General features: G+C 55.7%; 13 protein-coding genes and 1 pseudogene. 8 read left to right on the top strand and 6 right to left on the bottom strand.

From position 1 onward, the window contains the following. Position 1: 1 nt before the first annotated feature. The 3 genes from I9184_RS18235 to I9184_RS18225 all read right to left on the bottom strand — a co-directional run bounded on the left by I9184_RS18235 (position 2) and on the right by I9184_RS18225 (position 3,831). Complete coding sequence (locus tag I9184_RS18235) at positions 2-832, bottom strand: hypothetical protein (RefSeq protein WP_171723869.1); 831 nt, start codon at positions 830-832, stop codon at positions 2-4. Between the two features lie 90 nt (positions 833-922). Then, positions 923-2,281 (bottom strand): amidohydrolase family protein, encoded by a 1,359-nt coding sequence (locus tag I9184_RS18230; RefSeq protein ID WP_171637059.1) that lies wholly within the window; start codon positions 2,279-2,281, stop codon positions 923-925. Between the two features lie 71 nt (positions 2,282-2,352). Beyond that, positions 2,353-3,831: an amidohydrolase family protein gene (locus I9184_RS18225; RefSeq protein ID WP_209835358.1), complete on the bottom strand. Its 1,479-nt coding sequence runs from the start codon at positions 3,829-3,831 to the stop codon at positions 2,353-2,355. A 224-nt stretch (positions 3,832-4,055) separates the two neighbouring features. Between I9184_RS18225 and I9184_RS18220 the strand changes: the two genes are divergently transcribed. After that, positions 4,056-5,087 carry an AraC family transcriptional regulator gene (locus I9184_RS18220; RefSeq protein ID WP_209835357.1) on the top strand — a complete coding sequence of 344 codons (1,032 nt, stop codon included), beginning with the start codon at positions 4,056-4,058 and terminating at the stop codon, positions 5,085-5,087. Continuing rightward, on the top strand, positions 5,084-5,452 hold the full coding sequence (locus tag I9184_RS18215; protein WP_171637055.1) for a DoxX family protein: 369 nt from the start codon (positions 5,084-5,086) through the stop codon (positions 5,450-5,452). The genes I9184_RS18220 and I9184_RS18215 overlap by 4 nt, the downstream gene beginning before the upstream one ends. Before the next feature lie 293 nt (positions 5,453-5,745). Here I9184_RS18215 and I9184_RS18210 read toward each other — a convergent pair whose 3' ends face one another. Continuing rightward, entirely contained in the window at positions 5,746-5,940 is a 195-nt protein-coding gene (locus I9184_RS18210) for a SlyX family protein (RefSeq protein WP_152460143.1), read from the bottom strand. A 129-nt stretch (positions 5,941-6,069) separates the two neighbouring features. Between I9184_RS18210 and hisS the strand changes: the two genes are divergently transcribed. The 3 genes from hisS to hisG are packed head-to-tail and all read left to right on the top strand — an operon-like array spanning position 6,070 to position 9,341. Further along, complete coding sequence (gene hisS, locus I9184_RS18205) at positions 6,070-7,557, top strand: histidine--tRNA ligase (RefSeq protein WP_209835356.1); 1,488 nt, start codon at positions 6,070-6,072, stop codon at positions 7,555-7,557. Positions 7,558-7,560: 3 nt separating this feature from the next. After that, positions 7,561-8,649, top strand: a complete 1,089-nt coding sequence (locus tag I9184_RS18200) for an ATP phosphoribosyltransferase regulatory subunit (protein WP_209835355.1) — start codon at positions 7,561-7,563, stop codon at positions 8,647-8,649. Then, positions 8,646-9,341 carry an ATP phosphoribosyltransferase gene (gene hisG, locus I9184_RS18195; RefSeq protein WP_171637052.1) on the top strand — a complete coding sequence of 232 codons (696 nt, stop codon included), beginning with the start codon at positions 8,646-8,648 and terminating at the stop codon, positions 9,339-9,341. Before I9184_RS18200 ends, hisG begins: the two co-directional genes overlap by 4 nt. On the opposite strand, the gene I9184_RS18190 is transcribed toward hisG, so the two are convergent. After that, the gene (locus I9184_RS18190) at positions 9,338-9,721 is read right to left on the bottom strand and encodes a hypothetical protein (RefSeq protein WP_209835354.1); all 384 of its coding nucleotides are present in this window, start codon (positions 9,719-9,721) and stop codon (positions 9,338-9,340) included. The two genes, hisG and I9184_RS18190, sit on opposite strands and share 4 nt — an antisense overlap. A 98-nt stretch (positions 9,722-9,819) precedes the next feature. Beyond that, complete coding sequence (locus tag I9184_RS18185) at positions 9,820-10,251, bottom strand: DUF1489 domain-containing protein (RefSeq protein ID WP_171119093.1); 432 nt, start codon at positions 10,249-10,251, stop codon at positions 9,820-9,822. A gap of 129 nt (positions 10,252-10,380) precedes the next feature. Between I9184_RS18185 and I9184_RS18180 the strand changes: the two genes are divergently transcribed. From I9184_RS18180 to I9184_RS21145, 3 genes and pseudogenes are all read left to right on the top strand, one after another. Further along, on the top strand, positions 10,381-12,663 hold the full coding sequence (locus I9184_RS18180; protein WP_209835353.1) for an adenosylcobalamin-dependent ribonucleoside-diphosphate reductase: 2,283 nt from the start codon (positions 10,381-10,383) through the stop codon (positions 12,661-12,663). A gap of 470 nt (positions 12,664-13,133) precedes the next feature. Next, a pseudogene (locus I9184_RS21150) lies at positions 13,134-14,276 on the top strand (ATP-binding protein); the annotation flags it as partial. Positions 14,277-14,444: 168 nt separating this feature from the next. Beyond that, a complete protein-coding gene (locus tag I9184_RS21145; protein ID WP_348539551.1) occupies positions 14,445-15,050 on the top strand; it encodes a TOPRIM nucleotidyl transferase/hydrolase domain-containing protein in 606 nt (201 codons plus the stop codon). Positions 15,051-15,111 lie beyond the last annotated feature (61 nt).

The raw sequence follows: 15,111 nt of genomic DNA, 5'->3' as shown, positions 1-15,111 counted from the left end.
ATCATTTCGAGTTTTCATAAGACGTGACCAATACCTTCATGCCGGGGCGCAATAGGAATTCAGGATTGGGGAATTCGGCGATGCTGTAGCCAATCCCTGTCTCCGGATCGAATTCAAACGGCGTTGAGATAAGGCGTCCGTGATGTGGAAATTCACTCCCTCCCGGCAGTTCCAGCACCAGAGTCAGGCTGCCCATTACACTGTCGTGGCTTTCGCCCGCGAGGATGCGTTCCTGATGCTTCTCGTACGTTCCCTCCACGCGAACGTGGATCGGATCCAGTTGATACAGGGTTCCGATTTCGGGCGAGTCGGCGACGACGTTTGCATTATCGCGAAACCGCGGCGCACTCATCTGGCCGTCGAACGGTGCGTGGATGAGCTGGAGATCTGAGATAGCCTTGGCCTTTTCCGCATTGAGCCTCTTTGTCTCAACGGTCGCTTCGGCGATTTTGACACGCGCTTCAGCTTGCGCAATCTCAACTTCAGACACAGAATTGGTGCCCAACCGCTTCTTTCTGGACAGGTCAGCCTGGGCCAACTCCAGTTCAGCCACGGCCTGCTGGTGAGCCAACTCACCGATTTTGGCATCCCATTGCTTGAAGACCTGGTCGAAAGTCACCAGTAGATCACCTTCTTTGACGAATTGACCTTCAATAAAGTGGACAGTGTCGATCTGGTTTTCGGCGGCTGCCGACACATCCCAGCTTTTGGCTGGCACAACCACTCCTTCTCCTTCCGCACTGAAAACCCCCGGACCACTGCTCTGTGCGTTCACTACGGCCGCGCAAAGCAAGGTTGTGATCAGTGTGGCTTGCAAAAGCTTTCTTGCCACGGGTCTCTTTCTCCTATGTCCGTTTTTTGGTTCCTCTAATGGTTTTTACAAACGGGCGGGATGGACGAGGTGAACCATCCCGCCCATCGCTCAGTTCAGCGTGTTCTTGTAGATCACGCCGTCCTTCATGATGATTTTTAGATTTGTGTCCGGATCCTTCATGATCTCGATGTTTTCCAGAGGATTGCCATCGACCAGCAATAGGTCTGCATAGGCGCCTTCTTGAATGACGCCCAACGGGCCTTCTGGGTATGGATTCATCTGGCCGGTCAGAGCATTCAGTTCTCCGGCTGTCGAGGTAAACGACTTTAGTGTCCGGAAGTTGCCAATAGCTTCTGAGAAAAACTCGAACTCATCTAGCGCGCGATCATCATATTCGCGACCAGTATTCCATTGGGGAATATGATCTGATGCAAGAACCACTTTCAGGTCAGGGTTGTTTTTCATGACTTCCAGCAAGTTTGCCGATGCGTCCCGAATAACGCTCCACTTTGCAAAGCTTTCTGGTGGATAAGCCTTTTCAGCTTGTTCCACTGAGATTGAAAACACTGGCGAAAACGCAGTGGACAGAAACATGCCGTTTTCAATCATCGTCTTGGCCTGCTCATCGGTCAGATAGGGTGCGTGCTCAATCGACATCACGCCATTGTCGATAGCCTGCTGAAGCGCAGCAGCGGTGTGTGCATGAGACGCGACATAGGTATCCCAGCGCTCCGCCACCTCAACGACTGCTTGGACCTCTTCATCAAGAGGGCCCGAATGAAGTGGATCAAACAAACTTGTTACACCGCCTCCGGTGAACAGTTTGAGCTGTACCGCACCGCGACGGAATGCTTCACGCGCCGCGCGCAGGGTTTCCGCCCGCCCGTCAGCGATAATCGTAACATAATCTTCGTAGAAATGTTGCCGTCCGCCAGCGATATTCGGGTGGGAGTCATTCAATTCACGGAAATCGCCATGACCGGATGTTGTGGTGATCCAGTTTTCCGTGGGATAGATGCGAGGCCCCACCATGACGCCCTCGTCGATGATTAGACGCATGAAATTTGACGGACCACCCAGATCCCGTACTGTGGTAAATCCGTTCATCAGCATCCCTTCGGCACGATCTGCGGCCAACGCACCATGAGCGTAGGGATGCAGCCCGTCGCGCGATTGCGTTTGCACGGGCCCGAAGGTCGAGATATGAACGTGCATATCCAACATACCTGGCATCAGTGTGCGCCCGCCACCGTCAATAACCGTAGCATCCGGCGCGTCGATGGTCTCTGCCGAGACCTGCTTGATAAGGTTGGCCTCGACCAGAACGCTGGCATTCTCGATCCGCGCCTCGTTCATGCCGTCAAAGACATGAACATTGGTGAACAGGGTCCGTGGCGGCGCGTCGTCCTGCGCAAGAGCGGCAGAGCAGGTCAGCGACAAGGCCAGTACTGCTCTCAGGGAAGTCATTGTTTTGATCTTCATCACAACTCTTTCTCTTAACAATGGAAGGCAGGGCCGAAGCCCCGCCTCCCGAGGGATTATTGCAGAGTGTTCTTGTAGATCACGCCATCCTTCATGATGAGGTTGATGGTCTTGATGCCACGCGGACGCGGTTCTGCGTTGAACCATGAAGGGTTTCCGCCCAGAACAGTGATGTCCTCAAGCGGATTTCCATCGACAAGCAGAATGTCGGCGTATGCGCCTTCCTCGATGACACCAAGAGGTGCGGGGTAAGGGTTGCTGCCACCGGTCAAGGCGGCAAGCTTGCCGCCAGTGGACGTCATTGCTTTCAGTGTTTCATAGTTGCCAAATGTATCTGCGAATATCCATTTCTCATGGTCCCGGTGGTGTCTTGCGGCCATGCCATTGGTACTCACGATGTCGATTGAGAACACAATGTTCGGCTTCACCTTTTTGATGACTTCAGCGAAGTTTTTTGTTCCCTCTTTCATCATAAGTGTTCTGGCGTACTCAAATGTTGAAGGATTGCCATAGACCGGATGGGTCAGGATGTCTTCGCTCATGACGGCTGCAATGTAAGGAGAAATGAAGGCACCTTTTTCCTTCATCAACATGGCCGTGTCTTCCTGTAGGAACTGTCCATGTTCAATCGACATGACACCCAAATCGAGCGCACGGCGAATGGCTTCATCAAGATAAAGGTGCGCTGCAACATAGGTTCCACGCGTTGCAGCTTCTTCTACTGCGGCGATAATTTCAGCGTCGGTGTATTGAGAGGCCTCAAAGGGACCTTTGTTGCTGGCAACACCACCGGCCATCATGATTTTCATATGGGTGGCGCCCGCATTAAAGTTCCTGCGAACGGCTGCTCGAACTTCATCAGGGCTGTTTGCAATGTGGTATATGCCATTGCGCCAGGTGCTACTCTGTTGGGGACTTGTCTGGCTTTCAAACAAGAGATCACCGTGACCAGCGCTTTGGCTGATCATCCCGGCAGCGCTGTAGATGCGAGGTCCTTCCATTAGGCCGTTGTCGATGACACGTCGCAATCCGTCGGCCATGCCCCCCATATCACGCACTGTCGTGAAGCCATCGTAGAACCACTCCAATGCGGCAGACGAGGCATGTCCCGCCATATAGTCCCACCTGGCCATTTCCATGCCCGGACGCCCGCCGTCCATAGAAAGGTTAAAATGCGTATGGCTATCAATCATGCCCGGCATCAAGGTGCGTCCCCCGCCGTCAATGACATTGGGCGACAGTTCGACTGTCTGCGTCCCTTCTTCGCCCTCGATGATGAAAGTGTAGCCACTGCTGCCGCTATGTATTTCTGAATACAATGGCCCACTCGGACCAGCTTGCACTTCCCATGTACCGGTCTCTGGAATGTCTTCGGCGACCTTGTGGATCTTGTTGCCGACAACAAGAACATCCAGGTCCAGAAGACCATCGGTGTTCCCATCAAAAACTTTCACGTTTTTGAACAAGGTGACTGATGGCGCTTCCTGCTGAGCAAATGCAGTCGAGGTGGACAGCGTCAGCGTTACAAATGTCAAGGCAGCGAAAACTCTTTTGCAATATCTTGCCATGTCAAATCCCTAGCTGCGTGATCGATGTCGACTAGTTCATTTCATTTTATGAATATGACACCTTCATTTGGAAAATGCTTGACCGTATCCTAAGGTTAGAGATTTTTCGGTTAGAATTTGGTCAGGTTATTGAACTTTTTTCTGGAAAGCACGCCGTGGCGCAGGCACGAGTCCCAGTAGAGGGAGCAAATATGTTCGGGAATCGCAAAACACCAAAAGACTCTGATCTGCCATTGGTGCGGGCAACAGTACTGGCGCCGGTCGTCGCGGCGTTACGCGCGCGGGGGCAGGATGCTGATGATGTCTTCGCACATCTGAGTTTTGACGCGGCAACGATGATCGCACCTGAGCAATTTCTCTCACATGAAACTGTATATGCAGCCTTCAATGCCGCATCTGAAGCTGAAGGAACAGATTTTTGCACTCGGGTCGGCCAGTCTGTTGATCTCAGGCGCTTCCTACCAAAAGGGCAGGAACTTACAGAAGCCTTTACTCTGGGTGGTTTGTTCACACGCTTCACCCAGATTGTTTCGAAGGAGTCAAATGCAGTCACTCAGTCCTTGGTCGTAGAAGACGAATATGCCTACTTTGCGGCCCGGCGGCATTTTCGCTCGTCAGTGTCACCTGCCCAAGCCGATGGCTTCATGATCGGGATCTGGATTTCTTTGCTGCACCGAGTGATCGATTTCCGTTGGGATCCGCGTGAGATCGTACTGCAACTGGCCAACCCTAACGTTTTGCCCAAACAGTTTTACGGGGTCACTGGCATTCCCTGCGACGATCGAGGGTTTTCGATACGCTTCCCATCCATCTGGCTGAACCATCGCCTCTCAGAGGACATGATGGAGAACAACCCCGAGTATCACCCATCAGTCATGGAACTTGCGGCCCCGCTCGATTTTTTGGCCGGGTTCGAAGACATCGTCCGGTCTCGACTGGCTGATCCGGCGTTTACAGCGGTAGAGGCCGCGCGCACGGTCGGTTTGCATCCAAATACCCTGAATGCGCGTCTGTCGGAACGTGGCGAGACAACATCCAAGGTCATTGCACGCATGAAACGAGAGAAAGCGATTGAACTGTTGGGTGTGAAATCCTGCTCGGTCACTGACACCGCTCAGCAACTCGGGTTTTCCGACCCGACTGCATTCTCACGGGCGTTCCGGAGGTGGACTGGTCAGTCCCCACAGGCTTTCAAGCGCTCTTACACGGAACCAGAAGAATGACCTTAACGATAGTCATTGCGCTCCTGTCAGCGTTCTTCCTGCTCGCGAGCTCAATCAAACTTGCGGGTTGGCAAAGGAAGATCTTCGAAACACAGCTCGCAATGTTCGAAAGCTATGGCCTCAATCGGCAGGCCATGTTCTTGGTGGGTCTCATTGAATTGTTCGGAGCCGTCACAATCTGGTTCCAACAGTCCTGGCTGGGTCCGCTCGGAGCAGCAGCACTTTTGGCAACATCCGTCGGAGCCATCTTCTGTCACCTGATATTTGACTCCTGGAAAGACGGAATCCCCGCAATGATAACCGCGGCTGTTTCTGCATCTGTGCTTTGGCACGGTTGGAGCAGCATAAGTTCGGTCTTCACGTGAACCGCAGGGTCTATTTGGTTGTCCCAAGCAGACTGTTCGGAAGGTTTTAATGCAGAAAGCTGCCGTTCATGGATGTCCATGGAAATAGCAATTAAGCGCCGGAAGCGCCAATTGACGCCATTGGGCCGGGCGGCGGGTTTGTCCGCACTACTGACAACTGACTCATACCCGGCGCCGTTACCCAACGCGGTTTCTGTCCGAGTGTGACGGTTCGGCCCTGAGACGTTTCGTACAAAACGGACTACCAAGCCCCAAGCGCCTGTACAAAACGGAAGAAACGGCCTCCCGGCCACTCAATAATGCGGCGGGCGTTCGTCACCAAAGACAACGCCGCCTGATCCTTCCTGCGCCCGTTCTGCTTCGCGCTGCAACAGCATTTCAACCCGTTGGGTCAGCCGGTCGATTTCCGACTGTTGTCTGGTGACGACCGTGTTCAGCTCGTCCACGGTACGGGTCAGATGGGCGATCTCTTCTTCCAGATGCTGCATGGGGAACTCCTGTCTTGCGCTGGTCATAGCGACACAGTCGGCCCAAGGCCAGAGAAAGCGCGCCTTGCCCCGATGCGGACCATGGGATAGACCGCGCGCGGAACAAGGACACTCCCAAGGACGCCCCACATGGCCAAGCCCAAGAAACAGCCCCGCCCCAAGGCCGTCACGCCGAAAGGGTTCCGTGACTATTTCGGCGAGGAAGTCACGCAGCGCACCGAGATGCTGCGGACGATTGCGGGCGTGTATCATCGTTACGGGTTCGACGCACTTGAAAGCAGTGCGGTCGAGACCGTCGAGGCGCTGGGCAAGTTCCTGCCCGACGTGGACCGCCCGAACGAGGGCGTCTTTGCGTGGCAGGAGTTTGACGAGGGCGGCAACGGCGATTGGATGGCGCTGCGCTATGATCTGACAGCACCTTTGGCCCGGGTCTATGCCCAGCACCGCAACGATTTGCCCACGCCCTATCGCCGCTATGCGATGGGTCCGGTCTGGCGCAACGAAAAGCCGGGGCCAGGGCGGTATCGCCAATTCTATCAGTGTGATGCGGATACGGTGGGGACGGCCAGCATGGCTGCGGACGCCGAAATCTGCGCCATGCTGTCGGATACGCTGGAAACCGTGGGCATTCCACGCGGCGATTATCTGGTCCGGGTCAACAACCGCAAGGTTTTGAACGGCGTGCTCGAAGCGATGGGTTTGGGTGAAGACGCGGCAGCGCGGGACGACGTTCTGCGCACCATCGACAAATTCGACAAAGTTGGCGGGCAGGGCGTGCGCGAGTTGCTGACCAAGGGCCGGCTGGATGCCTCGGGCGCGTTCATCGACGGTGTGGGCCTGTCCGACGATCAGGCCGAGCCGGTGATCGCCTTCCTGACCTCCAAAGCCGATGATGCCGCTGGAACGCTGGCCAACCTGCGAGCGGCCGTGGGTGACAGTAAAATCGGCGCCGAAGGCATTTCGGAATTGGAACAGATCGGCGAGTTGCTGGCCGCGGGCGGCTATGGCGCTGATCGCATCCAGATCGATCCCTCGGTCGTGCGCGGTCTGGGTTATTATACCGGGCCGGTCTATGAGGCCGAACTGACCTTTGAGATCTTTGACGAGAAAGGCCGCAAGCGGCAGTTCGGGTCCGTATCGGGCGGCGGGCGCTATGACGATCTGGTGAAGCGTTTCACCGGACAGGAAGTGCCCGCGACCGGCGTTTCCATCGGTGTTGACCGCCTGCTGGCGGCCCTGCGCGAAAAGGGTCGGATCAGCGCCCAGGCCAAAGGCCCCGTTGTCGTCACCGTGATGGACCGCGACCGGATGGCTGATTATCAGGCGATGGTGGCCGAGCTGCGCAATGCGGGCATCCGGGCCGAGGTGTATCTGGGCAATCCCAAGAACTTTGGCAATCAGTTGAAATACGCGGACAAGCGCAACTCTCCGGTTGCGGTGATCGAAGGCGGGGACGAAAAGGCAAAAGGCATCGTGCAGATCAAGGACCTGATCCTTGGGGCCAAGATCGCCGAAAGCGCCACGCTGGAGGAATGGAAAGAACGCCCCAGCCAGTTCGAAGTATCGCGCGCTGATCTGGTCGCGAAAGTGCGTGAAATTCTGAACAGTCAGGACTGACCCATGCCCAACCGTTCCCAGATACAGGCCCGTGCCGCGATGATGCGTGTCCGGTTCGAGGCTGCGGGCGCGCAGGTGGTGGATACCCCGCTGTTGCAACCCGCTGAAATGTTGCTGGACCTCTATGGCGAGGATATCCGCGCCCGTGCCTACGTCACCTCGGACGCGCTGCGGGGCGAGCAGATGCTGCGCCCGGATTTCACCCTGCCTGTTGTTCAGATGCACATGCGGGACGGGGCCGAGCCAGCGCGCTATACCTATTCAGGTGAGGTGTTCCGCCGTCAGGAACACGACCCGGACCGCTCGAACGAGTATATTCAGGTGGGGTATGAGGTGTTTGACCGCGAAGATCCCGCTGGTGCCGATGCCGAAGTGTTTTCGCTGATGGCGCTGCAACTGCGCGGGCTGCCCTTGCGTGCGGCAACCGGGGATATCGGTATCCTCACCGCCGCGGTCGAAGGGCTGCGTACGACCGAGCGCCGCAAGGCCGCTCTTATGCGGCACCTGTGGAGACCGCGCCGATTCCGTATCTTGCTGGATCGGTTTGCGGGTCGCAAGGCGCCCTCGGAAGGGCGAACCGCGCTGCTGGACGCTGCCGATCCGATGGCCTTTGATGCCCCTATGATCGGCAAGCGCCGCAAGGCCGAAATCGCAGCGCGCATTGAAGCCCTGCGCGAAGACCGTGATACGCCGCCGATTTCCGACAATGAGCTGGCCGGGCTGGAAACGTTGCTGAATGTGCGCGAGACCATGCCATTTGCGCTGGAACAGCTGCGCGACGTGGCGGTGGATCTGCCGCAGGTCACGCCCGCCCTGGACCGGCTGGAGGCGCGTGTGGCTGCACTGCAAGCACGTGGAGTCGATGTCGAGCGGTTGGATTTCGAGGCCGCCTATGGTCGGACATCAATGGAATATTACGATGGTTTCGTTTTTGGGTTTTACGCGGAAGGTCGGCCTGATCTGCCTCCGATCGCCACGGGCGGGCGCTATGACGCACTGACACGGCAATTGGGCCGTGGAGAAGAAATCCCGGCTGTCGGCGGCGTGTTGCGCCCCGACCTGATGCTGGAGATCGAGGAGGGTGCTGTATGAGCCTGAAACTGGGTGTGCCCTCGAAGGGCCGGTTGATGGAAAAGACCTTCTCGTGGTTCGAAAAACGCGGCATCACCTTGTCACGCAGCGGGTCGGACCGGGAATATGCGGGCAAGGTCGAAGGGATCGACGGTGTCTCTCTGATCCTGCTGTCGGCGGGGGAAATCCCGCGTGAACTGGCGGCGGGGCGGATTCATCTGGGCGTCACCGGGATCGATCTGGTGCACGAGAAACTGCCGCGCTGGGAACAGCAGGTTGAAGAGGTTTCGCAGCTTGGATTCGGCAAGGCTGATCTGATCGTCGCAATCCCGGCATGTTGGGTCGATGTCGATACGCTTGATGATCTGGACGCGGCAGCAGCTGCGTTTCGCAAAACCCATGGCCACCGGCTGCGGATCGCCACCAAGTACCACCGTCTGGTTCGGGAATTCCTGACAGAAGCGGGCGTGGCCGATTACACGCTGGTCGACAGTCAGGGCGCGACTGAAGGCACGGTGATGAATGAAACCGCTGAAGCAATTGCCGACATCACCTCGACCGGAGAGACCCTGCGCGCGAACCACCTGAAGATCCTCTCGGACGGTCTGATCCTGCAATCGCAGGCCACGCTGTGGCGCAGTCGGGTGGCCAGTTATTTGCCTGATGACAAGCGGGTGCTTGCGGAAGTAATGGACCGGGTGAGCAAAACTTAATCAGGGGCAGCGGTCACTGATTTGCTGATGTCAAAACGTTTTGACCCGCACGTCCCTTTCCATTTTTTGAACACGACATTCTTTCTCAGGTCGAATGTCATGGTGCCGGTGTTGCCGCCTCCGCAGTTCGCGCTGTCGAAGTTGAAACTGATGGATTGCTTTTTGCTGTTCCCCGAAACGCTGGCGCCGTTGATATTGTGCAGCGTTGAGGATGTGATGCCTGCAATGTTGCCGCCGATAATTGTAACCGACACCGGGAACGGATTTTTGGACGGCACGGTCAGGCTATAGGTTCCATCCTTTGGGGCGGCGAGAACGCTTGTTCCACCTGCTACAAATACAGCCGCCAATACGATTGTTCGAAATTGTCCAATCATCATAGATTGCCCTCGTTAACTTAATAAAATCAAGTAAATATTCTATGCGATTTTGTTGGCATCCTCAAAGCATCACATTGCGGATGGTCTGGTGCCGGCCTTTACAGAACCCCGATTTCCGCCAGGGCGCGGTTCAGATCATCGGGTAGGGCATCGTCCTGCTCGCGGTTTTTCGGCAAATCGGCAGGGGTATCTTCAGGCTTGAGATAACGCCATCCCTGAAACGGGCGTTTCAGGGCGTTCTGTGTGCGGTGCAGCTTGGGGTCCAGCACAATGGCACAGCGGCGGATACCATCGTCTCCGATCACTTCATCCAGCCGCAGGATCCGTTGGCGACACTGGATTACGCCCTTGATGACCCAATAGATCGATCCGCCGTTCAGAATTTCGGCTTCGCGCTTGGGCCACATGCGGGTGACGTGGCGTGGCAGGCCATCGGCGAACCGCTGGCGATAGCTGTCCTGCCAGGCCATCAGCGTGTCGACGCTTTCCGAACCAACGGACAGTTTTATGAGGTTTACGTAATTATCCACAGCTTTCCCACAGAGTCGTCCCTAGGATCATCTTTATATTGTAGCTTGGTTCCAGATGTCATCAAGGTGTTGTGGTGCGCATGTGATTTGAGGTAGTCTGGATACCTCTTTCAGCACAGGGAATCACCAATGAGCCGCTTTGCCGCCCCCATCGCCGAGCAGATCTGGGATATGAAGTACCGCTTTAAACAGGCGGATGGCACCCCCATCGATCAGACGGTTGAAGACAGTTGGCGGCGCATCGCCCGTGATCTGGCGCGGGTGGAAAACGACCCGGGGCACTGGGAAGAGCAATTCTATGAGGCGCTGGAAGATTTCAAATACCTGCCTGCCGGGCGGATCACAGCAGGTGCCGGCACCGCGCGTCAGGTGACCCTGTTCAACTGTTTTGTCATGGGTACGGTGCCCGACAGCATGGGCGGCATTTTCGACATGCTTAAAGAGGCCGCGCTGACCATGCAGCAGGGCGGGGGGATCGGCTATGATTTCTCGACCATCCGCCCGCGTGGTGCTGACGTGAAAGGCGTTGCGGCGGATGCGTCGGGGCCGTTGAGCTTTATGGATGTCTGGGACGCCATGTGCCGCACGATCATGTCGGCGGGCTCGCGTCGGGGCGCTATGATGGCGACCATGCGCTGTGACCACCCGGACTTAGAACAGTTCATCACCGCCAAATCCGACCCGGCCCGCCTGCGCATGTTCAACATGTCGGTTCTGGTGACCGATCCGTTCATGGAAGCGGTCAAGGCCGATGCCTCATGGGATCTGATCTTTGACGGCAAGGTATATCACACGGTTCAGGCGCGTGATCTGTGGAACAAGATCATGCAGGCCACCTATGACTATGCCGAACCGGGCGTGATCTTCATCGACCGGATCAACCAGGCCAACAACCTAAGCTATGTTGAAACCATCGCGGCCACGAACCCGTGCGGCGAACAGCCATTGCCGCCCTATGGCGCCTGCCTGTTGGGTTCGATCAATCTGGCGCGTTTGGTGGTTGAACCGTTTGAGGCAAAAGCCCGTTTGAATGAAAAGGCCCTGCAAGAACTTGTCGCCACGGCTGTCCGGATGATGGACAATGTCGTTGATGTGTCAAAATTCCCACTGGCCGAACAAGAGGCAGAAGCGCAGGACAAACGCCGCATCGGGCTGGGCGTGACCGGACTGGCGGATGCGCTGTTGATGCTGGGCCTGCGTTATGGGTCCGACGAGGCGGCGCGTCAGACCGAGCGCTGGTTGCACGCGATCGCCCGCGCCGCGTATCTGGCGTCGGTCGACTTGGCCAAGGAAAAAGGGGCGTTCCCCCTGTTCGATGCCGAGAAATACCTGGCCAGCGGCACGATGCAGCAGATGGATGACGATGTCCGCGAAGCCATCCGTGCACACGGTATCCGCAACGCGCTGCTGACCTCGATCGCGCCCACTGGGACGATCTCTCTGTACGCGGGGAACGTGTCGTCGGGGATCGAGCCTGTTTTTGCCTATGCCTACACCCGCAAGGTTTTGCAGAAGGATGGCTCGCGGACCGAGGAAGAGGTGGTGGACTATGCCGTTCAGATGTGGCGCGACAAGTTCGGCGATGTCGAGTTGCCCGACTTTTTCGTGAACGCCCAGACCTTGACCCCGGCCGAGCACGTCAAGATGCAGGCCGCGGCACAGAAATGGATCGACAGCTCGATCTCGAAGACGATCAACTGCCCCGAGGACATCTCGTTCGACGCCTTCAAGGACGTGTATATGCAGGCCTGGGATCAGGGCTGCAAGGGCTGCACCACCTATCGCCCGAACGACGTGACCGGCTCGGTTCTGACCGTCTCGGAAAGCGACGACAAGGTGCCGGGTGAAAGCGCGGATGCCCCGCACGAGGTGGATGGCGGCGATGTCATCTACATGTCCGAACCGCTGGATCGGCCGCAATCGCTTGAGGGTTCGACCTACAAGCTGAAATGGCCCGACAGCGAGCACGCGATCTATTTGACCATCAACGACATCGTCATCGGGGGCCGCCGCCGTCCGTTCGAGGTTTTCATCAACTCAAAGAACATGGAGCATTACGCTTGGACGCTGGCCCTGACCAGGATGATCTCGGCCGTGTTCCGGCGCGGTGGTGACGTGTCTTTCGTGGTCGAGGAACTGAAGGCCGTCTTCGACCCGCGCGGTGGGGCTTGGGTGCAGGGCAAATACATCCCCTCGATCCTGGCGGCAATCGGCGGCGTGATCGAGCAGCACATGATCGCGATCGGGTTCCTCGAAGGCGAAGGGATGGGGCTGAAATCCGACCCGCAGGCGCAGGTGGTCAACATGGACGCCCCCCGCGGCAGGGCCTGCCCGTCCTGCGGCCAGTATGACATGGTGATGATTGAGGGCTGCATGACCTGCCGCAGCTGCGGGCATTCGAAATGTGGTTGACGCTGGGGGTGGGTGCTTTGATGTTGTGGCGTTTCATGCGACATGACCTAAACGTTTCAATAGATCATTTTGGCTGGTGATATGAGAAAACGGCCTCGGATTTCTCCCGGGGCCGTTCCCAAGTCTGACAGGGACAGACGAATGAGATGGCGCTGGGCGGAAGGCATTATCAGGCTTTGATACGAGGGGCGGAAAGCGAAAGTTTGCGGCATGTGCGACGAGTGTTTCCATCAGACGCAAAGCAGACTTACAGCAGGTTGCCTGAGGCAGCTTGCAGGCCCTTCAACTTGATAAATATGCATCAGTAAACCGCTCATAGGTGTTTGATGCCTGAAGTCGTGGAGTCGCTTACGCACTATCGGAATCCGATAGTGCGATGATCGTTGGATTGCTAAGGTCTCTCCCAGCAACCAGAAAAACGAGCCTCCGGTCCCACGTGAAGAACAACCCAAATTTTAGAGTTTATAATAATGCAAATTCAAAGATTAAAGATCAGAAACTTTCGCTCAATTAAGTGTTCGGACATAGAATTCCAAAACTACAATGTTTTTGTCGGCCCTAATAGCTCAGGCAAATCTACTTTCCTGCATGCACTAAATGTATTCTTTGGTGAAATTCGCAACTTCACAGAAGACGACTTTTGGAATCGGGACACTACGAAGCCAATCGAAATAACAGTAACTTTCAGCGACTTTTCAAAGGCCGCAGAAGATGTTTTTAAGCATTACATCCGACATGGGGCGATGACAGTTACTGCGCAAGTTAATCGTAGTGTAGAGAGCGGTTTCCAACTAACCATGTTGGGGGAGCGGCTCGTCAACCCAGATTTCGCAAAGTTCTTTGATTTACCAAAGTCGCCTGTCAGCAAACGAAAAGAGATGTACGAGACCCTTCGACGGAAATTCGAAGGTCTGCCCAAAGAGAGCTCTGGCGCGGCCATGGAAGCCGCTCTTCGAAAGTTCGAAGAAGCAATGCCGGAGAACGAAAAGGAAGTGCTGCGAAGCGCCGATGAGTTTTTTGGCGTCAGCAAAGGGTCGGACAGATTTAGGCAATTTATTACTTGGGTCTACGTTCCGGCCGTCAAGGACGCATCCACTGAGTCGGAAGAGGGAAAGAACACCCATCTTGGGCAACTGATCCAGCACACCGTTCGCTCATCAATGAACTACGAAGAAGAGCTTGCTAAAATCAGAGCCGATGCCAGGGAACGCTACGACCTACTGCTTCAGGAGCAACAGCACCACCTACGCGACCTCCAAGACAGGCTTGGCGAGCGGTTGAAGGGTAGTGTTACATCAGACGCCGGTATCGAACTCAAATGGCGTTCAGATGACAAATCGGTTGCTGTTAATTAACCAAGTGCCGCCGTCCAATTGGAAGACAAAGGGTTCAAGGGGGATGTCAGTAAGTTCGGGCATGGCCTTCAACGAGCTTTCTTACTCGTGATCTTGCAAGAGTTGCTGCGCTCGGCGAGCGATGAAACACCGACGCTTATTCTCGGTTGTGAAGAGCCAGAGCTCTATCAACATCCGCCTCAAGCGCGGCACCTAGCGTCGGTTCTCTCCCAGCTTTCCAAGGGTCAAGCACAGATCATCCTAACCACCCATAGCCCTTATTTTGTTGATGTAAGTTCGCTGACAGGATTGCGAAAAACCCAAAACCACAAGGGTTTCACGGAAACGCATGGGGGCAGCATCGAGGCGATCACCGAAGCATACAACACTCATTTCGATGATGCGGAACGAAAGATCGAGGCTTTGCGGGCAAAGCTCAGCATTCAGATGCAACCCAAAACCAATGAGATTTTCTTCTCCGACTACGTGGTACTCGTAGAGGGCGTATCCGACCAAGCGTGCATATATTCGTATCTCTCGCTCTCTGATAAGTTGAAAACATTCCAAAGGCGAGGCTGCAACATCGTTGAAGCAGGCGGGAAAAGTCCGATTATTATGCTGCAGTTGCTCGCGCGGCAGTTTTCTATCCCATACTATCTGGTCTTTGATTGCGACGGTCAGGAGCTAGACGCTGGAAAGCGTACTCGCCATAGCAAAGATAACCTGACGGCTTTCGGGCTAGTGGGGCACAAAACCGCTAACGCCTTTCCCCAAGACGATGTCTACAATGAGCGGTTTACTGCATGGAAAACAAACATCGAAGATGCGATGGACGAAGATCTAGGAGCATTACGAGAAGAGTGCTTGGAAGCCGGTAGACGCGCAGCCGGTCATCTTAAGGACTGCCGAAAGAATCCCATTTTCATAGCGGCGATGATGCAGGTCGCTTGGGATAAAGGGTGTAGGTTCGAACGGCTAGGAACGATGGTCGACAAAATCATCGATGGCAGCTTGCTCCAAACGGTTTCAAACCTTCCAAGCGAAAAAAGTTAATGCGATAGTGATCAGCCCCACTTGTGTGGTCCAAGTTGATTGTTAGTGCATGACCGGCCTT

The organism is Ruegeria sp. HKCCE3926 (assembly GCF_017872515.1).
Taxonomy (GTDB): domain Bacteria; phylum Pseudomonadota; class Alphaproteobacteria; order Rhodobacterales; family Rhodobacteraceae; genus Ruegeria.
This window is presented reverse-complemented; position numbering and strand designations above follow the sequence as displayed.